The 18,727-nt window shown below is 65.7% G+C and carries 14 protein-coding genes and 1 pseudogene; all 15 read right to left on the minus strand.

The genetic code is table 11. The annotated features are described in order from the left end of the window. Positions 1 to 128 precede the first annotated feature (128 nt). Positions 129 to 1,604: an XVIPCD domain-containing protein gene (locus DL544_RS09575; RefSeq protein ID WP_139727045.1), complete on the minus strand. Its 1,476-nt coding sequence runs from the start codon at positions 1,602 to 1,604 to the stop codon at positions 129 to 131. Then, positions 1,601 to 2,239, minus strand: coding sequence for a hypothetical protein (locus DL544_RS09580; protein ID WP_095379478.1), 639 nt, complete (start codon positions 2,237 to 2,239; stop codon positions 1,601 to 1,603). Before DL544_RS09580 ends, DL544_RS09575 begins: the two co-directional genes overlap by 4 nt. A 409-nt stretch (positions 2,240 to 2,648) precedes the next feature. Beyond that, entirely contained in the window at positions 2,649 to 3,722 is a 1,074-nt protein-coding gene (locus DL544_RS09585) for a protein-glutamate methylesterase/protein-glutamine glutaminase (RefSeq protein WP_139727046.1), read from the minus strand. After that, complete coding sequence (gene cheD, locus DL544_RS09590) at positions 3,719 to 4,315, minus strand: chemoreceptor glutamine deamidase CheD (protein ID WP_065177632.1); 597 nt, start codon at positions 4,313 to 4,315, stop codon at positions 3,719 to 3,721. Before cheD ends, DL544_RS09585 begins: the two co-directional genes overlap by 4 nt. Continuing rightward, positions 4,312 to 5,181 carry a CheR family methyltransferase gene (locus tag DL544_RS09595; RefSeq protein ID WP_049416359.1) on the minus strand — a complete coding sequence of 290 codons (870 nt, stop codon included), beginning with the start codon at positions 5,179 to 5,181 and terminating at the stop codon, positions 4,312 to 4,314. The genes cheD and DL544_RS09595 overlap by 4 nt, the downstream gene beginning before the upstream one ends. Positions 5,182 to 5,218: 37 nt before the next feature. Next, a complete protein-coding gene (locus DL544_RS09600) occupies positions 5,219 to 7,501 on the minus strand; it encodes a methyl-accepting chemotaxis protein (protein ID WP_065197374.1) in 2,283 nt (760 codons plus the stop codon). A gap of 563 nt (positions 7,502 to 8,064) precedes the next feature. Beyond that, on the minus strand, positions 8,065 to 8,628 hold the full coding sequence (locus DL544_RS21775; protein WP_479692445.1) for an IS3 family transposase: 564 nt from the start codon (positions 8,626 to 8,628) through the stop codon (positions 8,065 to 8,067). A gap of 8 nt (positions 8,629 to 8,636) precedes the next feature. Continuing rightward, positions 8,637 to 8,924 (minus strand): annotated as a pseudogene (locus tag DL544_RS22390) (IS3 family transposase); the annotation flags it as partial. Then, positions 8,921 to 9,214, minus strand: a complete 294-nt coding sequence (locus tag DL544_RS09615) for a transposase (protein WP_032954795.1) — start codon at positions 9,212 to 9,214, stop codon at positions 8,921 to 8,923. The gene DL544_RS09615 and the pseudogene DL544_RS22390, both read right to left, overlap by 4 nt. A gap of 274 nt (positions 9,215 to 9,488) precedes the next feature. Then, positions 9,489 to 11,867: a methyl-accepting chemotaxis protein gene (locus DL544_RS09620; RefSeq protein WP_065178536.1), complete on the minus strand. Its 2,379-nt coding sequence runs from the start codon at positions 11,865 to 11,867 to the stop codon at positions 9,489 to 9,491. A gap of 101 nt (positions 11,868 to 11,968) precedes the next feature. Further along, the gene (locus DL544_RS09625) at positions 11,969 to 12,352 is read right to left on the minus strand and encodes a hypothetical protein (RefSeq protein WP_005416411.1); all 384 of its coding nucleotides are present in this window, start codon (positions 12,350 to 12,352) and stop codon (positions 11,969 to 11,971) included. A gap of 136 nt (positions 12,353 to 12,488) precedes the next feature. After that, the gene (locus DL544_RS09630; RefSeq protein ID WP_005416412.1) at positions 12,489 to 12,980 is read right to left on the minus strand and encodes a chemotaxis protein CheW; all 492 of its coding nucleotides are present in this window, start codon (positions 12,978 to 12,980) and stop codon (positions 12,489 to 12,491) included. A 178-nt stretch (positions 12,981 to 13,158) separates the two neighbouring features. Then, a complete protein-coding gene (locus tag DL544_RS09635; protein ID WP_005416413.1) occupies positions 13,159 to 13,932 on the minus strand; it encodes a flagellar brake protein in 774 nt (257 codons plus the stop codon). A 174-nt stretch (positions 13,933 to 14,106) separates the two neighbouring features. After that, positions 14,107 to 16,356, minus strand: coding sequence for a methyl-accepting chemotaxis protein (locus DL544_RS09640; RefSeq protein ID WP_139727048.1), 2,250 nt, complete (start codon positions 16,354 to 16,356; stop codon positions 14,107 to 14,109). Positions 16,357 to 16,726: 370 nt separating this feature from the next. Next, entirely contained in the window at positions 16,727 to 18,715 is a 1,989-nt protein-coding gene (locus tag DL544_RS09645; protein ID WP_139727049.1) for a chemotaxis protein CheA, read from the minus strand. Between the last annotated feature and the right edge of the window lie 12 nt (positions 18,716 to 18,727).

Below are 18,727 nucleotides of genomic sequence, written 5' to 3' on the forward strand. Positions count from 1 at the left end.
CCCGGCTCGCGCCGGGGGTTTTTTTGTGAGCGGACGACGCATGGTAGTGCCGGCCGCTGGTAGGCAACCCGTTGAAACGAAGAACCGCAGGTGAAAGCCGGGTTTTTCATTGTGCCCGGCCAGGTGGCCTAGCCCATCCGCCTCGCGGTGAGGGCCTGCTCGTGGGCGAGGTCCTCCTGGGCGACCTGCTGTGCCTGCGAAATCTGCTCGGCCTTGGCGAGCGACTGTTCTACGGGCGTATTGACGGCCTCACTGATTGGAACCGACGCCCGCAGGTGTGCTGGATTGTCGAGCGCTCCCTGCACAACGAACATGCGAGAGGCTGAGCCATCGCTCGGTGAATTGCCCAGTACAACATGATCGACGCGTTCCAGGCCGCTGGCCTTGGCCGCCGCAAGCAGGCCGGCCGTCACGCGCTCACTGGTTTCATCGAAGCTGCGCCCGTGCCTGGCATCCACGGCGGATACACCCTCGCGAATCTGCCGGTAGAGCGCATGGTCTGGATGGCCTTCCTTCCTGGGATCCTGGCCTGCCCTGTCCAAGGTTGATTCAATGCTCTCCTGCAAAGGGGTCCTGGGAGAGAAAGCGGGATTGCTGAGAGAGGGCGAGCCCTTGTCGGTTGCATCCTGGATCAGTTTATCGCCAGGCCTGAGCGCATTGCGGGCCCGCTGCTCGGCTTCAGCTTCGTGGCGGGCGTATGCACCGGCTTCCTCGACACCGCGCAGGAAATTGATACCGTCGCGCAGCAGACCGGGCCCGCCGCCGACAAGCACGGTCGCACCCGCACGTAGTTGATGAACATCCCTGCGGTAGTCGGCAATCCGGCGCAGGTCCTCAGGATCCGTAACGCGCGCCTGTGGATTGTCCAGTACAGATTGCACCGGGCCCTTATCGGTCATGCGATCAAGGAAATGAACCACTCGATGGGAGTCGCCCAACTGGACCGCCACCGCGGCGGACATGACATGGCCGCTCTTCATCCCGGGTGTTCCGATAGAGGCGATGCGCTGGCCGTGCTCGGCGTTGCGCAGGATCTCCAGTTCCCTGGGCAGCGCATACATCTCGACCTTGCCGTAATGGGGACCGCTGGCACTGACCAGGTCGCCTGCCAAGACGTGGTTGGTGAAGGGCGCCGCGCTGGCTGGCTGGCCTTCAGGAAGGCGATATGCCAGCCCGGCGGCACCGTAGGGATTGAACGCGTCGCCGGGGAGGTTGTAGTGGTGTGCAGTGATCTGTGCGAGCGCGCCGCCCAGGGAGTGGCCGGTGACGGAAACTTGGCCATATCCATTTGCGTAAGCCAGCTCGATTGCCTGCTTGGTCAGCGCGAGGGCATCATCAATTTGCGCGTTGATTCTGGCGGTGACCATCGCCGCATCGATGCCGCCATCAATCAGAGGCTGGCGATCAAACTCGGTACCGCGATGGGTGACGATTACTTCTTTGGATTCGAGATTATGGTAAATGACGCTTTGGTAGCCGGTGGCGGAGTTTAGGCTGGCCAATACTCGATATTCCGTCCCGGCAATGGTAACAATGGTCTTGGGTTCAGGGAGCGGATCCTTGTAGACATGATCGGAGAGGGCTGCATTTGCTCCAGGATTCATTGGGCTGTTCCTTCAGTCCGTGTGGAGATTTCGATTGGGAAGTAATCCTTTCGCTTATCCTGAGACATCTTCTCGTACCAAGTCGAAGGCTCGGTAGGCGTCCACTCTGGCGATCCCCCTGAAGTCATAGGGCGTAAGGCGCGATGTACGTAGGTAGTAGAGAGTTTCCCGGTTTCAAGCTTTGTAAATGAAGTCCATGCGGTTGCTTGGATAGGGCGACCATCAATGATGAAGGCGAATGAAGCTTCCACGAGCACGGGTGTCCAAGTGCACGGACCACGACCGTAATAGTCGGCAACTTCCATACCGTCGTTGAAAACAGCACTGCTGAATTCAGTTGCACTGAGGCGCTGTGCCTGAACCTCAACCTTGTGCTGGTTCGGCTCGTACTGCACCCCCTCCCAATTGTTGACCGGAGGCAGACAGAGTGGGTCTATCTCATACGTGACGAAGACCGAAGGAACGGGAACATCCACGGGTGCATCGTGGACCCGAATCACAATCGGCAGCGCATCCCTTGGCGCAGGATTCTCGCGATAGACCGGGAACGAGCGTTCCTTGTTGCAGCCTGCGACAACCAGTGTGATCAAGGCGATCAACGCAACACGAGCAAGGCTGGGGACGGATTTCAGCATGAGCGGTCCATGTCGCAGCAGGATTGTCCTTGATCCTTGGAACATGCGGTCTCATCACGAACGACGGCGCCACATCCGGGCAAATGCGACAGGTTGCGCAGCGGGTATTGTCCGTTACCCGGACTTCCCACCCTGTGTACCCGAGCAGCGCGGCCTTGCGGGGTAACGTTCATCGGCGTTCCATTGCTGTGCGATACCTGACTATACGACCCGCTCCAGCCGCGCTCCAAGTCGGTGTCCTGCGGGCCTCCCGTTTGGCGCGCATGGCTTGCGGCAGGATCAAACCTCGATCAGCGCCGTTGAAACATGTCGAAAGTGCTGGCGGCGGATCGGCAATGGAGCCTGACGTCTCTTGCAGGTGTCCAGCAGGGAGCGGAGCCGAGCGTGGGCTCGGCTCTACAGGGGCCTGTCAGCCGCGGGCGAGGGCGAGCAACCGCTCGGCGATCCTCTCCAGTGGCACCTGTTCCTCGGCAGCGCGCAGCTTGAACGCGGCACCGGGCATGCCCCAGACCACGCTGGTCGCTTCGTCCTGCACCAGCGTTGGGGCGCCGGCCTGGCGCATTTCCAGCAGGCCGCGCGCGCCGTCGTCACCCATGCCGGTGAGGATGGCACCGATGGCATTGCCACCGGCGCTCTGCGCGACCGAGCGGAACAGCACGTCCACCGCGGGCTTGTGCCGGTTCACTGCCGGGCCGTCGTCGACGCGGCAGCGCCAGCGCGCACCGTCGCGGATGATGCGCAGGTGCTTGCCGCCGGGCGGGAGGTAGGCGTGGCCGGGCAGCACCGCTTCGCCGTCGCTGGCCTCGCGCACGGCCATTGCCGAGTGTCGGTCCAGGCGTTCGGCAAAGGCGCTGCTGAAGCTGGCCGGCAGGTGCTGGGTCATCACCACGGCGGGTGCATCGGCAGGCATGCCTTCCAGCACCACGCGCAGCGCTTCGGTGCCACCGGCTGACGAGCCGATCGCGATCAGGCGGTCGGTGGTACGGAACTGCGGCGAGGCAGCACGCGTCGCCGGCGCTGCGTCCAGCGTGAGCTTGGGGGCGCTGGCACGCACAAGCGGACGCACGCGCGAGCGCGCCGCCATCTTGACCTTGGCGATGATCTCCTCGGCATAGCCCTGCAGGCCGCGGGCCACGTCCAGCTTGGGCTTGGAGACGAAATCCACGGCGCCCAGCGCCAGTGCCTGCAGGGTGGTGTCGGCGCCTCGCTCGGTCAGCGAAGAAATCATCACCACCGGCAGCGGATGCAGGCGCATCAGGTTTTCCAGGAACGCCAGCCCGTCCATGCGCGGCATTTCCACGTCCAGGGTGATCACGTCCGGGAGCAGGCGCTTGATCTTCTCGCGTGCCAACAGCGGGTCGGCAGCGGTGCCGACCACGTCGATGGCCGGGTCGCTGGACAGGATTTCCGTGAGCATCTGCCGCACGACGGCGGAGTCGTCGACGATCAGGACCCGGCAGGGGGCGTTGCCGGTCAGGGTCATTCGAACAGCTCCACGCCGCCGGTGACCGGCGCCTTGGACAGGCGTGCACGTACCGCCGATTCGGTCGCGGCCACTTCGGCCTCATGGGCATGCGGCAGGCGCTGCACCACCACGCGGCCGGTATCGGCGAAGAACCAGATCTTGCGCGGATGGATGCCGCACAGGTCCTCGGCAATGATCGGAATGTGCTCGGCCTGAAGGTACTGGCGGACAAACTCGGCGTTGCGGGTGCCAACCGGGTTGCTGGTGAAGCCCTTCAGCACGTTGGCGCCACCGAACACCTTGGCCTCGATGCGCTTGCGGTGGGCACCACGCTTGAGCATGTCGTTGATCAGCAGTTCCATCGCGTAGCTGCCGTAGCGCGCGGGCGCGCCGTCACCGGCGTTGCCCTCGGGCAGCAGGAAGTGGTTCATGCCGCCGATCTTCAGCACCGGGTCGCGCAGGCAGGCGGCTACGCACGAGCCCAGCGTGGTGGTCAGCGCGGTGGTGTCATCGACCACCAGGTACTGGGTCGGCAGCAGCTTGGCGGCGACGGTCTGGAAGCGCGCATCCTGGTAGCGCATGACATCGTCGGTACGCAGCGAGGCATTCATGCGCCGGCCTTCGCCGCACGGCGGTACAGGGTGCGGCCGCAGGGCTGGATCAGGTCGGCGGCGTGCAGATAGTTCTCCGAATGGCCGGTGTAGAGCAGACCGTCATCGGCCAGGTGCTGCACCAGGCGGCCGAGGATCGCGCGCTGGGTCGGCTTGTCGAAGTAGATCATCACGTTGCGGCAGAACAGTGCGTCGAACGGGCCACCGACGTCGTAGCGCGGGGCGAGCAGGTTCAACGGGCGGAATTCGATCAGCTCGCGCAGCGCAGGCAGCACGCGGCACTGGCCCTCGTTGGGGCCGCTGCCACGCTGGAAGTAGCGGCGGCGCAGGTCCGGATCGAGGCTGGCGACGCGATCGATGTTGTAGACGCCACGGCCGGCGGTGGCCAGCACCTGGGTGTCGACGTCAGTGGCGATGATGCGTACCGGCGGCTTCAGGGTGCCAAAGGCCTCGCACGCGGTGATCGCCATCGAATAGGGCTCTTCGCCGGTGGACGCCGCGCACGACCACAGCAGCAACGGCGTGCGGCTGGAGCGCTGCTGCAGTTCTTCGCGCAGCTTGTCGAAGTGGTGCGGTTCGCGGAAGAACGAGGTCAGATTGGTGGTCAGGGCGTTGGTGAACGCCTGCCACTCGTCACCATCTTCCTGCTCCAGATGGTCCAGGTACTGCTGGAAGCTGCGCATGCCCAGCGTGCGCAGGCGGCGCGAAAGGCGGCCATAGACCATGTCGCGCTTTGCCGGCGCAAGCGCAATGCCCACGCGCTGGTAGATCAGGTCGCAGACGCGGCGGAAATCACGGTCGGCGAACTCGAATTCGCGTGGGCCGGTAACGATGGGAGTAGGACTTTGCACGGGGGACGTGTCCATCGGCGGGGGCAGCGGCCGAAGCCGCTACGGGTGGGTCTCAGAATTCCTGCCAGTCGCTGTCGCTGGCGACGAAGGTGCCGGCGTTGCTGCTACGACGTGGCGATATCGGTGCAGGTGCTGCCGCGCGGCTTGGCTGCGGAGGTGCCACGGTGGTGACTCTCGCCGGCTCGACCCGCGCGGCAACGGCCTGCATCGCGGCCGAGACCTGGTTGTCGAGCCGGAAGATCGCCACGGCATCTGCAAGCTGTGCGGCCTGGTCTTCCATCGCACGTGCGGCAGCGGTGGCTTCCTCCACCAGCGCGGCGTTCTGCTGGGTGGTTTCGTCCATCTGCACCACGGTCTGGTTGACCTGCTCGATGCCCGCGCTCTGCTCCTGCGAGGCGGCGGAAATCTCGGCCATGATGTCGGTCACGCGCTGCACCGAGGCGACGATCTCGCCCATGGTGCTGCCGGCCTGGTGGACCAGGCTGGAGCCCTCGGCAACCTTGCCGACGGAGTCGTCGATCAGGCCCTTGATCTCTTTGGCGGCAGCCGCCGAGCGCTGGGCGAGGGTGCGCACTTCGCTGGCGACCACGGCGAAGCCGCGGCCCTGTTCACCGGCACGCGCGGCTTCCACGGCGGCATTCAGCGCCAGGATGTTGGTCTGGAACGCAATGCCGTCGATGACGCTGATGATCTCGGCGATCTTCTTCGACGAGGCTTCGATGGCCGACATGGTGGTGACCACTTGGCCGACGACTTCACCGCCCTGCGAGGCGACGCCATGGGCGCCGATGGCGAGCTGGTTGGCCTGGCGGGCGTGCTCGGCGTTCTGGCGCACGGTGGAGGTCAGTTCCTCCATCGAGGCCGCGGTTTCCTCCAGGTTGGCGGCCTGCTGCTCGGTACGGCGCGACAGGTCGCTGTTGCCCGAGGCGATCTCGCCGGCGGCCAGGGTGATGCTGGAGGCGCTGGCCTGGATCTGGCCGACGATCTGGGTCAGCTGCGCGACCGTGGCGTTGGCATCGTCGCGCATGCGGGCGAACACGCCCTGGTAATCGCCGTGCATGCGCGCGGTCAGGTCGCCCTCGGCGATGGCCGACAGCAGCTGCGACAGCTTGCCGAGGTTGTCATCGCTGACCGCCATCATCGCGTTGAGGTTTTCCAGCATCAGGCGGAAATCGTGGTCGAAGCGCTGCGCATCGCCTCGGCGGCTGAAGTCGCCGGCAGCAGCGGCGCTGGCCAACTGCTTGATCTCGGCGTTGATGCGGCCGAGGTTGGCCTTGACGGTGTCGACGGTGGTGGTCATCGCCGCCTTCTCGCCCGGGTAGCGGGCGATGTCGCGGCTCAGGTCACCAACCGCGTACTGCTGCACCACGTCCAGCACATCGTGCAGGGTCTGCACGTGGCTACCCACCAGGGCGTTGGTTTCCTGGACCATCAGCCCGTACTCGCCGGGGAAGGCGCTGGCGTCGATGCGGTAGCTGAGTTCGCCACCGTCGTGGCGGCGGGCCATTTCGCGCTGGCCGGTGATTACGGCATGCAACTGCTGCTGCATGCCGGCCATGGCGTCCAGCAGGCGGCCGGTTTCATCGTGCGGCTGCGGGCCGATATGGCTGTCGAGCTTGCCGGCGGCGATGCCCTCGGCGACGGCCGTGGCCTGCTTCAACGGCACGGCGATGCGATTGCCGATGACCCAGCTCAGGGCCAGTACGATCAGCACCAGGACGCCGCCGGAGACTGTCATGATGGCAGTGAACACCAGCGCCTGCTTCTGCACGTCGTCCATGTAGACGCCACTGCTGACCACCCAGTTCCACGGCGCAAACAGGCCGGCGTAGGCGACCTTCTCGACGTCGCCCTTGCTGCCCGGCTTGGCCCAGCGGTAGTTGACGAAGCCGCCGCCGGCGCGAGCCGCTTCGACCTGGTCGTAGTAGATCCGTACGCCGTCGTCGGTGTGGAAGTCCTTCATGTCCTTGCCGACCAGGTCCTTGCGGAACGGGTGCATCAGCAGCCGGTAGCCGGTGTCGTAGACGTTGAAATAGTAGGTATCGCTCTCTGCACGCATCACTTCCAATGCCTGCAGCGCGGCGCGCTTGGCAGCCTCTTCGCTGAGTTCGCCGGTAGCGGCCAGGCGGTGGTAGTGCTGCAGGATGCCGTAGCTCAGTTCGACCTGGGTCTTCAGTGCGGTCTTGCGGGTCTCGGTGAGATCCAGGTACTGCATGCGCGCGGCGATCACCGAGAGCGCGATCACGCCGAGCGCGATGAGCAGCGTCAGCAGGTTGAGCTTGCGCCGGACGGAAAGATTGCTGAAGTAGTGTTGCCAGCGATGCAGGAGATTCATCGAGCAGGACCAGGTCGAAGCGGGCGGGCGGCGCCGTGCCGGTCACGGCGGGACAAGCGGTGACAACCCCGTTATCGGCCGTCAGGGCGGGGGATTGAGGTGCGGTGTCCGAACGCATTCAGGTTTCCGTGCAGCGGCGGCTGCGGCGCTGCCTGCGGCAGGCTGGTTTTGAAGCAACAGCAACAGCAACAGCAGTTGGTCGGCGCTGGATTGTCAGTAGGTGGCTGGGCCGGGGTGGGCAGCCAGGACACGCCGTAAACCCGTCCATGGGGGCGCGATGGCGCCATCCATGGCGCCAACGGTCCTGCCTACCCACCCCGGCCCAGCCCTCTCGGCATTTCGGTGTCGGACGGAAAGAGCGTTGGGGTTCCAGGTGGAAAGAGGGGGCAGATCCGTTTTCCGCAGGAAAACGGATCTGACCCCGGAAGTGACCTGGCTTTTGTTTTTTGCTCTTCTTTCTTCAATCCGGGGTGGACGCGCACGGAAACTGTCCGTGGCCGGGAGGGTGGGTTGCGCAGGGGTGTCTGATCTGGCCCCCTGAAAACGGACGCCATGAAGCCGTTTCAGGCGGCAGCCCGGAGCTGCCGGGCGTAGTTGTTAGGCGAGTGGTAGCCCAGCGCCGAGTGTAGCCGGGCTGGATTGTAGAAGCCGTGGATGTAAGCAGCGATGCACTGGCTGGCTTGTTCCCTACTGGCGTAAGGCTCGGCAGCCTCTTCTGTCTTGAGCGTCGCAAAGAAGCTCTCGGCCACCGCGTTGTCCCAGCAATTGCCAGGCCGGCTCATGCTTTGGACCACGTCATGGGACTGCAGCAGCTGGCGAAACTCGTTCCCCCAGTACTGCCCACCACGATCTGAATGGAAGATCAGGCCGGGTCGTTGTGGATGCAGAGCCCAGGCATTGGCAAATGCTTTCACCACCAGCTCTTCAGTCAGACGCTTGGAAACGCTGTAGCCCAGCACCTGCCGGGTCTGGACGCTGATGACCACGGCCAGATGCAGCCATCCCTGGCGGGTGGGGACATACGTGATATCCCCGACCCACGCCGTCGGTCCGGTTCCGGGGGCAAATTGCCGATCCAGCAGGTTGGGGCGAGCTGAGATGAGCCGCCGGAGGACTTGGGTCGGAATCGGCCTTTGGTCTTGCCCTGGATTCGCTCCTCGGCCATTAACCGTGCCACGCGCTTGTGGCCGACTGGATGATTCCTGGCTCGTAAGGCCCTGACCAGCCGACGTCGCCCATAACTGCGCTTGCTGGTCACATGAATGGCCCGAAGCTCGGTACGCAGGGCCGAATCGGCATCGCACGCTTGGGCACATTGCCGACGCAGGTAATCATGGAATCCAGAGACAGAAACCCCAAGAACCCGACACAACAACCTGGTCGGGTAGTGAGTCCTTTGACTGGCGACGAAGGCGTACCTCACTTGGACTCTCTGGCAAAGAACGCCGCCGCTTTTTTTAGGATTTCCCGCTCCATCTTCAGATTGGCGTTCTCGGCCCGAAGGCGGCTGATCTCGCTTTCCAGGTCGGTGGTTGGCCTGCGAGCCTCAGAGGTCAGAGACCGGCCAGCACGGACCGCGTCAAGCCAATTTGCCAGCGTCTTGACCGACATCTCCAGCTGACGGGCTGCTGCGGCAGGCCCGAGCGACTCGGCCAACTCCACGGCTTGGTGCTTGAACTCATCGGTATAGCTACGACGGGTGATACGGGACATAAGGGACCTCCAAGTGCGATCAAAGTATCGCTTCTTGGCGTCCGCTGACGGGGGGCCAGATCAGTCCGCGGCATGGATGCCGCGGCCAAGCCCCCATGGACGGGTTCACGGCGTCCCCTGCGCGACCCACCCTCCCGGCCCGAGCGAAGGAAATCCGCAGCTTTCCGTGACCACCCCGAGGGGCTTCGCCGTTGGCTGGATATCCAGATACCCCGTAAACAAAAACGCCCCAGCACAGGGCCAGGGCGTGTTCGTGGATCAGGTCAGGCCGGCATCAGAATTCCTGCCAGTCTCCGTCGGCCAGTTCGGTGGCCATCGGGCGACCGCCGGCGGTGCGGCGGGCCGGCGGTGCGACCGGTGCCGGGGCGGCCGGCGCGGTGGCTCGCGGGGCCGGGGCTGCGGCGACGCGCGGGGCGGCGACGACCTCGGCCTCATCGACCACGAAGATCGACACCGCTTCGCTGAGATGGCCGGCCTGTTCTTCCATCGCACGTGCGGCAGCGGTGGCTTCCTCCACCAGCGCGGCATTCTGCTGGGTGGTTTCGTCCATCTGCACCACGGTCTGGTTGACCTGCTCGATGCCGGCCGACTGTTCCTGCGAGGCGGCGGAGATCTCGGCCATGATGTCGGTCACGCGCTGCACCGAGGCGACAATCTCGCCCATGGTGGCGCCGGCCTTGTGCACCAGCGCCGAGCCATCGTTGACCTTGCCGACCGAGTCGTCGATCAGGCCCTTGATCTCCTTGGCGGCGGCGGCCGAGCGCTGGGCGAGGGTGCGCACTTCGCTGGCAACCACGGCAAAGCCGCGGCCCTGTTCACCGGCACGCGCGGCTTCCACGGCGGCGTTCAGTGCCAGGATGTTGGTCTGGAACGCAATGCCGTCGATGACGCTGATGATCTCGGCGATCTTCTTCGACGAGGCTTCGATGGCGGACATGGTGGTGACCACCTGGCCGACGACCTCGCCACCCTGCGAGGCGACGCCATGCGCGCCGATGGCGAGCTGGTTGGCCTGGCGGGCGTGCTCGGCGTTCTGGCGCACGGTGGAGGTCAGTTCCTCCATCGAGGCCGCGGTTTCCTCGAGGTTGGCAGCCTGCTGCTCGGTGCGGCGCGACAGGTCGCTGTTGCCCGAGGCGATCTCGCCGGCGGCCGAACTGATCGCGCGGCTGGACTGCTTGATGCGGGTGACGATCTCGCTCAGCTGCGCGGCGGTGGCGTTGGCATCGTCACGCATGCGGGCGAACACGCCCTGGTAGTCGCCGTGCATGCGCACGGTCAGGTCACCCTGCGACAGTGCCGCAAGCAGGCCGGAGATCTGTTCGATGCTGCCAGCGTTGGCATCCAGCAGGCCGTTGATCTGCTGGGCCAGCTGCAGGAAGAAGCCTTCCTTGTCGGTCGCGTCGATGCGGCCGGACAGGTCGCCGGCGGCAGCCTGGGCGATCACGCGGGCCACTTCGGCTTCGACCTGCGCTTCCTGGGTACGGTCGCGCCATTCCACCACGTAGCCGACGGTGTCGCCGCCTTCATTGCGGATGGTCGAGACCACCTGGGCGAACTGGGCATCGCCATACTGCATCGGGCGACGGGCGACGCCGTGTGCCTTCAGGTTACCCAGCAGGGTCTGGTCCATCTCGCCGCGGTGTTCAAGCACGGTGACCGGCTTGCCGATCAGCGAGGCCTGGGCATCGAAGTCCGGCAGGTCGCGGCGAACTTCGTCCTGGTACTGGCTCAGGGTCTGCTGCAGGGCGCGGTTGCTGTAGACGATGGTGTTGCTGGTGTCGGTCAGGTACACGCCGGTCGAGCTGTAGTCCAGCGCGGTACGGATGCGCAGATTCTCGCGGGCCACGGCCTGGTCGGTCTCGATGCGCTCGCGGAGGTCGCGCTGCATGCGCTGCATGGCCTGCATCAGTTCGCCCACTTCGTCCTGGCGGCTGACGTCGATATGACCATCGAGCTTGCCACCGGCGACGTCGTTGGCGACCGAGACGGCGCCACGCACGCTGCCGACCAGTGCGCGGGCGAACAGCCACACCAGCACCAGGCCGAGTGCGGCGCCACCCAGCAGGGCGATCACGGTCAGCACGGCCGAGGCGGAATAGGTGGAGGCGGCCTCTTCGCGCGAGGCGCGGGCGAGGCGGTTGTCTTCGGCGATCAGCGCTTCCAGCGCCGATGCAGCCTTGCGGTGCTTGGTACGGGTTTCGCCGACGAAGGTATCGATGGCATCGTCTGGCAGGTCAAGTTCCAGCATCTCGGTGACGCTGTCATAGGACGCCAGCGCATCCTTCCATTCCTTGGCGAAGGTGTCGAACAACTTCTTCTGTTGTGCGTTGTCGACCAGCTTCGGATAGTCCTTGATCGACTTGTCCATGCTGGTGCGCAGGTCGACGGCCTGCTTGCGCGCATCGGCCTTGACGTCGTCGCTGGCGCGGATCAACTGCTGGTAGGCGGCATTGCGGTACTCGCCCAGCATGCCGCGCATCTCGCCGGCGAGGCGGATGCTTTCCATGCGTGAACCGGCCAGCTCGGTGGTGACGTTGTTCAGCGAATGCAGGCCGCGATAGGCGACGATGCCCTGCAGCAGCATCACCAGCAGGAGGACGCCGAAGGTCAGCAGCAGCTTCGGCATCAGTTTCAGGTTGTTGATCCACGGCATGGGCGTTGCGAGCTCCTAAGGCAGACGCGCCCGGGCATCGGGCCCGGTTGCAGCAGAAACCACGCCGGCACCAGGTCCGGCGTGGTTCGACGGACAGCGGATTACTTGATGTTGGCCAGCTTCAGCCCAGCCGGCGAGCTGACTTCGATTTCCGCGCGCGAGGCGTCGCGCTGGATCTTGCCGATCACGCAGACGGTCTTGCCTTCCAGGGTTTCCAGCGGGAAGGAGAACTTGCCGCGGTTCTCGCCGGCGATGCGGGCCGAGAAGGTGTGGCGCGGGAAGGCGCCGCCCATGTACAGGAAGGTCGGCTGGCCTTCGGAACCTTCTGCGTAGCGGGCCTTTTCAACCTTGCCACAGACCATGCCGTCCTTGCCGACCGAACGCGGGGCCAGTTCCGGCGGGATCATGTCAGCCGACTGGGCGAAAGCGGAGGCGGCGGTGGTGGCCAGGACAGCGGCCGAAACGAACGCAAGCAGGGACTTCATCGAGGGGTATCTCCGGGGATGGTAACGGTCGGGCCGGCCCTGCGCGCTCCTGCGCGGCCGGCTTCTGTCCCCCTATCGGCATCGCCGGGGGGAACTGAAGGGTTTTGTGACCGGAACGTGAAGCAGTTCCGTTTACTCAGGCGGCGACGTCTTCGGTGAGGCTGGCCTGGCCCATGTCGGCGCTGTCGAGCAGGGTCTCGATGTCCAGCAGGATCAGCATGCGATCGTCGTGGGTACCGATGCCGGAGATGAAGCGGGTATCGACGGCGGCACCGAATTCCGGGGTCGGTCGGATCTGCTCGGCCGACAGCGGGATCACGTCGGAGACGCTGTCGACGACGATGCCGACCACGCGGTCTTCGACGTTCAGCACGATCATCACGGTGAAGGCGTCGTAGCGGGCGTTGTCCAGGCGCAGCTTCAGGCGCAGGTCGATCACCGGGACGATGGTGCCACGCAGGTTGATCACACCCTTGATGTAGTCCGGGGCATCCGGCACGCGGGTAACCGCGTCGTAGCCACGGATTTCCTGCACCTTGAGGATGTCCACGCCGTAGTGCTCGTCACCAAGGGTGAAGCTGAGGAATTCGCCACCGGTGCTGGCGGCGGAGCTGGTCTTGTCGTTCATCGAGGGGTCCTGGTTCTGCCGGAAGTCCCGGTGTCAGGCTCGATATCGGCCCCGCTGGGGGGACTTTAGGTGCCCGGGCAGTGGATGGGGTCAAATCCCTTTTAAGGGAAAAGGGATCTGACCCCGGCATGCGTTCCAGGGTTGCCGGCCATCGGCCGGCACTACCGGTCGGGCGGCCTCAGAGCTCGCCGTTGCGGCGTGCCTTGCGTTGGCGGTCGATGCGGAAGATGTAGCGCTGGATGGCGCTGTCGGCGCCGCGCGGCAGGCTGTCGAAGCGCATGCCCACGCGCTTGACCTCGATGCCGTTGGGCTGGCGCTGCGGCAACAGGTTGCAGACCACCAGCGCGATGTCCAGGTCGGGACCGTCGGGCAGGGACAGCTGCGCCGGATAGCGCTTCTGCAGGCCGAACACCGCGCAGTCATTGGGAACCACCACGGCCAGGCCACCGCCACTGATGTCCACCACGCGCATCGACAACGCTTCGGCGCGCGCTTCGCCGGGGGGCAGCAGCAGCTGCGGTGAGTCGGTGACCGGGGTCTCCAGCCGATACAGCTCGCGGCGCTGCAGGTGCACCAGTTCTTCCGGAAGCGGAGCGCGGAAGGCCACGTGGCCGTCGTTGTCCACGCGCTGCAGTTCGTGCAGGCGGAAACGCACCAGCACCCGTTCGAGCTGGGCGAAGCACAGCAGGTGATCGGCCTGCTCGGCGGCGCGGTTGGAGGCTTCCTGCGGGCTGCCATCGAGCAGCAGGTAGTCCTCGTCCTCGTCGAGGTCGAGCAGCGCAGTGGGGAACGAACGGTCACGGCCGTCGATGTGCGCGTTGATCAGTGATCGCTGGTCGATCAGCGAGCGCAGCAGCTGCCGCAGCTGGCGCGGGTTGCGGACCAGGAAGCGCTCGTCAGCGGCGTCGGCCGCGTGGACATCATGCACTGCAGTGTCGTTGCCGTCGGACATGGAATCTACGGTCAGGGGCGGGCGCCAGCACGCGTTGGTGCGAGGCTCGATGGGGATATCGGCCTCTGCACCGGATTATGAAGTGAGATTTGCATCACTTTCAGCGCGTGAGGGGCCACGCGTAAGGGGTCAGATCCCTTTCCCGCAGGAAAGGGGTCTGACCCCGTGGTTCTGTCAGAACTCCTGCCAGTCGCCGTCCGCAGCCAGTGCCGGCTGGGCTGTCGCGGTGCGCAGCGCACGTGCCGGGACCGTTCTTGCCGCCGGTGCGGCGGCGGCGACCTGGCGCGGTACCGGTGCCGCCAGCGGGCGTGCCGGAGTGGCCGTCGTGCCGTGCGATGCCAGCCGGAAGCGGGCCACGGCTTCACCCAGCTGCACGGCCTGGTCCTCCATCGCACGTGCGGCAGCGGTGGCTTCCTCCACCAGTGCGGCGTTCTGCTGGGTGGTCTCGTCCATCTGTACCACGGTCTGGTTGACCTGCTCGATGCCCGCGCTCTGTTCCTGCGAGGCGGCGGAAATCTCGGCCATGATGTCGGTCACACGCTGCACCGAGGCGACGATCTCGCCCATGGTGCTGCCGGCCTGGTGCACCAGGCTGGAGCCCTCGGCGACCTTGCCGACCGAGTCGTCGATCAGGCCCTTGATCTCCTTGGCGGCAGCGGCCGAGCGCTGGGCGAGGGTGCGCACTTCACTGGCAACCACGGCGAAGCCGCGGCCCTGTTCACCGGCACGCGCGGCTTCCACGGCGGCATTCAGCGCCAGGATGTTGGTCTGGAACGCAATGCCGTCGATGACGCTGATGATCTCGGCGATCTTCTTCGACGAGGCTTCGATGGCCGACATGGTGGTGACCACCTGGCCGACGACCTCGCCGCCCTGCGAGGCGACGCCATGGGCGCCGATGGCGAGCTGGTTGGCCTGGCGGGCGTGCTCGGCGTTCTGGCGCACGGTGGAGGTCAGTTCCTCCATCGAGGCCGCGGTTTCCTCCAGGTTGGCGGCCTGCTGCTCGGTGCGGCGTGACAGGTCGCTGTTGCCCGAGGCGATCTCGCCGGCGGCCAGGGTGATGCTGGAAGCGCTGGCCTGGATCTGGCCGACGATCTGGGTCAGCTGCGCGACCGTGGCGTTGGCATCGTCGCGCATGCGGGCGAACACGCCATTGAACTGGCCTTCCATGCGTGCGGTCAGGTCGCCGGTGGCGATCGACTGCAGCAGCTGCGAGAGCTGGCCCAGGTTGCCGTCAGCCACCTGCATCATGGTGTTGAGGTGCTCGATCATCAGCTTGAAGTCGTGCTGGAACCGCTGTGCGTCGCCGCGCTGGCTGAAGTCACCGGCGGCGGCCGCCGCAGCCAGGTGCTGGATCTGCGAATTGATGGCCAGCAGGCTGGCCTTGGCCGCGTCCATGGATTCGTGCAGGATCGCGCGGCTGCCGGGCAGGCGGCGTGCATCCGGGCTCAGATTGCCGATGGCGTACTGGTTGAGTACTTCAATGGCATCGACGATCGCATCGAGGTGTTCGAAGATCACCGTGTTGATGCCGTTGGCCAGCTGGCCGTAGACACCCGGGAAATCTTCCGGGATGCGATGGCTGATGTCCGGGCCAGCGTGCATCTGTGCCATCAGCTGTGTCTGCTCGCTGAAGCGTCGCAGCATCGCCGTCATCTCGGCGGTGGCAGCGAGCATCCTGCCGGCTTCATCCTTGCTGGTGGCCTGGGTGCTGACGCTGAGATCACCGCGGGCAACGGCCTGGATGGCATGCACGGCCTTGCCGAGTGGGCCGGTCACTGCCCGCGAGATGACGATGGCCAGCGCGGCAGCGACCAGCGACAGCAGCACGATGCAGCCGATGATGGCAATCATGCTGGTGCGGTGGGTGGCGTTGGCGTCGGCAATCTTGCCGTCCATCTGGCCGGCGATGTGGGTTCCCAGTGCCTTCATTGCAGCGAAGAGGTCGCGACGCGCCGGGCGCGACTGCTCGTCGGAGATCTGCTGGGCCTGTGCGCCATCATCGGCGGCCACGGCGTCGCGCATCGCCTTGTTTGCGGCGAAGTAGCGATCCAGCTGCGCGCTGGCCGCGCGATACAGTTCACGCTCCTTGTCCAGCGCCGGCAGCGCCGCGTACGCCGCCAACTCGTCATGCACGGCCTTGGCGGTGTCGTCCATGCGCTTGTTGTAGTCGGCGACCTTGTCCGGCTGGTCGAGCATGCTCAGCTGGGCCAGTTCGTAGGTGCGGAACTCGCCCAGCTGCGAGCGTGCCTCGCCCAGATGCTGGACCGAGGGGATATCGTTGCCAGCCATGTCGCGCAACTGCGCGTTGGCCTCGCTCAGGCGCAGCAGTGCGAAGGCGCCGAGGATCAGGGTCATCAAGGTGGTGAGGGTGAACCCCACGGCCAGCTTGCGGGCGATGGGCAGATCTTGGAACCACTTCATGCAGGGTGCTCCAGGTGGGCAGAGTGCCGGCGTCTGTGCGCCGGTTTGGGGGTGGTTGCAGAGCGAACGGGGTGCCCGGTGGGGTTCGGTGACGACCGTCAAAGCGAAATAACGGCGCCGTCCGCGCGGACTTTATGGACGCAGATCACATTCGGTTGCGTAGGGATGACGGCGCGAAAGTGCTGGTCTGGCGGGGCTTGCGCTCGGATGACGTGGTTGCGCGCGAAACCATCGCCTCGACGGAGTTCACAGAAGGGATGGGGTCAGATCCCTTTTCCCTGAAAAGGGATCTGACCCCGGCTGGAATGGAGCACACAAACAAAACCGCCGCCCCGAAGGGCGGCGGTCCATGACCCGCATGCGGCGTGGATCAGGCGGCCTGCGGCATCCGCAGCGAGCGCACCAGTCCGCCGATGTCGACGATCAACGCGACGCGGCCGTCGCCAAGGATGGTGGCACCGGACACCCCGCCGATACGGCGGTAGTTGTTCTCGATGTTCTTCACCACCACCTGCTGCTGGCCGACCAGTTCGTCCACTTCCAGCGCGATTTTCTGGCCATCGCCTTCCACCACCACCACCAGCGATTCGCTGCCCGGTGCGCGGTTGCCGTAGCCGTAGTACTCGCTCAACGACAGGATCGGCAGGTACTCGCCGCGCACGCGCAGCACGCGGCCTTCGCCGGCCATGCTGCGGATATCCTCGGGCTGCGGCTGCAACGCCTCAAGCACATAGGCAAGCGGCAGGATCAGGGTTTCGCCGGCCACGGCCACCGTCATGCCATCGAGGATGGCCAGGGTCAGCGGCAGGCGGATCAGCGTGCGGGTGCCGATACCGAGGCTGCTTTCGATCTGCACCTCGCCGCCCAGTGCCTGGATGTTGCGGCGGACCACGTCCATGCCGACGCCACGCCCGGACAGGTCGGTGACCGCATCGGCCGTGGAGAAGCCAGGTTGGAAGATCAGGTCCCAGACCTGCGAATCGGTCGGGTTGTCCGGCACGGCCAGGCCGCGTTCGTGAGCCTTGGCCAGGATCTTGGCGCGGTCCAGGCCGCGACCGTCGTCGCTGACTTCGATGACGATATGGCCGCCCTGATGCGAAGCTGCCAGCGTGATCGTGCCGGTCTCGTCCTTGCCCGCACCGCGGCGGACGTCGGGCATTTCCAGGCCGTGGTCGATCGAGTTGCGCACCAGGTGCACCAGCGGATCGGCGATCTTTTCGATCAGGCCCTTGTCCAGTTCGGTGCCTTCGCCGACGGTGCGCAGGCGCACCTGCTTGCCGAGGCGGCTGGACAGGTCACGAACCAGGCGCGGGAAGCGACGGAACACCGCATCGACGGGCAGCATGCGCACGCCGATCACCGCTTCCTGCAGGTCGCGGGTGTTGCGTTCAAGCTGGTCCAGGCCAGCGAACAGGCTCTCGGCGTGGACCGGGTCCAGTGCGTGCGAGACCTGCTTGAGCATGGCCTGGGTGATGACCAGTTCGCCAACCAGGTTGATCAGCGCATCGACCTTGTCGACGCTGACGCGGATCGAGGTTTCCGCTTCCTGGCTGGCACCACCGTTGGCAGCAGGCGTGGCAGGTGCAGACGGGGCCGCTGCGACCGGAGCGGGAGCCGCTGCGGCCGGCGCCTGGGTGGCCAGGCTCGGCGGCGCGGCGGGACGGATGTCCAGCTCGCAATCGTCCAGCACCCAGGCGAAGGTGTCTTCGATCTTGCTGCGCGGCACCTTGCCAACCAGGCCCAGGTCCCACGCAAGATGCGCTTCGAGCGGATCAAGCTGGGCGAAGCCCGGCAGGCGCTCCATGCGCGCGGCGACCTGCAGCGAACCGAGGTGTTCCAGTTCGCGGATGATGCGAAGCGGATCGTTGCCGCTCATGAACAGCGACGGCGCCGGAGTGAAACCGATCTGCCAGGCTTCCGGCGTATCGTCCACCTTGGCTGCGGCGGCCGACGGGGCGCTCGCTGCGGCCTGGCCGGAAAGAACCGCTTCCAGGCGCGCCTTCACCGCAGCGACTGCAGCCGGATCGGCAGCCTGGCCGTGTTCGGCTTCGCGCAGCAGGGCGCGCAGCACGTCCACCGAGGACAGCATGGCGTCGACGGCGTGGCCTTCCAGGGCCCGCTTGCCGGCGCGCAGCTCATCGAGCAGCGTTTCCAGCACGTGGGTCAGGCCGGCGATCGCGTCGAAGCCGAAGGTGCCGGCGCCGCCCTTGATCGAGTGGGCGGCGCGGAACACCGAATTGATGATCTCCGCGTCCTGCTGCCCCGATTCCAGGGCCAGCAGGCCAGCCTCCATCGCATCGAGGCCTTCGCGGCTCTCCTCGAAGAAGGTGGCGTGGAAGCGTTGCAGGTCCATGCTCATGGCAGTGGTGAT

Origin of the sequence: Stenotrophomonas sp. pho (assembly GCF_006228405.1) — a bacterium.
In the GTDB taxonomy this organism is placed as follows: domain Bacteria; phylum Pseudomonadota; class Gammaproteobacteria; order Xanthomonadales; family Xanthomonadaceae; genus Stenotrophomonas; species Stenotrophomonas sepilia.

Coding starts and splice junctions, on each gene's coding strand:
- DL544_RS09625 (WP_005416411.1), bottom strand. CDS start 12,352: ATGAAGTCCCTGCTTGCGTTCGTTTCGGCCGCTGTCCTGGCCACCACC.
- DL544_RS09620 (WP_065178536.1), bottom strand. CDS start 11,867: ATGCCGTGGATCAACAACCTGAAACTGATGCCGAAGCTGCTGCTGACC.
- DL544_RS09600 (WP_065197374.1), bottom strand. CDS start 7,501: ATGAATCTCCTGCATCGCTGGCAACACTACTTCAGCAATCTTTCCGTC.
- DL544_RS09595 (WP_049416359.1), bottom strand. CDS start 5,181: ATGGACACGTCCCCCGTGCAAAGTCCTACTCCCATCGTTACCGGCCCA.
- DL544_RS09645 (WP_139727049.1), bottom strand. CDS start 18,715: ATGAGCATGGACCTGCAACGCTTCCACGCCACCTTCTTCGAGGAGAGC.
- DL544_RS09635 (WP_005416413.1), bottom strand. CDS start 13,932: ATGTCCGACGGCAACGACACTGCAGTGCATGATGTCCACGCGGCCGAC.
- DL544_RS09615 (WP_032954795.1), bottom strand. CDS start 9,214: ATGTCCCGTATCACCCGTCGTAGCTATACCGATGAGTTCAAGCACCAA.
- DL544_RS09640 (WP_139727048.1), bottom strand. CDS start 16,356: ATGAAGTGGTTCCAAGATCTGCCCATCGCCCGCAAGCTGGCCGTGGGG.
- DL544_RS09575 (WP_139727045.1), bottom strand. CDS start 1,604: ATGAATCCTGGAGCAAATGCAGCCCTCTCCGATCATGTCTACAAGGAT.
- DL544_RS09585 (WP_139727046.1), bottom strand. CDS start 3,722: ATGACCCTGACCGGCAACGCCCCCTGCCGGGTCCTGATCGTCGACGAC.
- cheD (WP_065177632.1), bottom strand. CDS start 4,315: ATGAATGCCTCGCTGCGTACCGACGATGTCATGCGCTACCAGGATGCG.
- DL544_RS09630 (WP_005416412.1), bottom strand. CDS start 12,980: ATGAACGACAAGACCAGCTCCGCCGCCAGCACCGGTGGCGAATTCCTC.
- DL544_RS09580 (WP_095379478.1), bottom strand. CDS start 2,239: ATGCTGAAATCCGTCCCCAGCCTTGCTCGTGTTGCGTTGATCGCCTTG.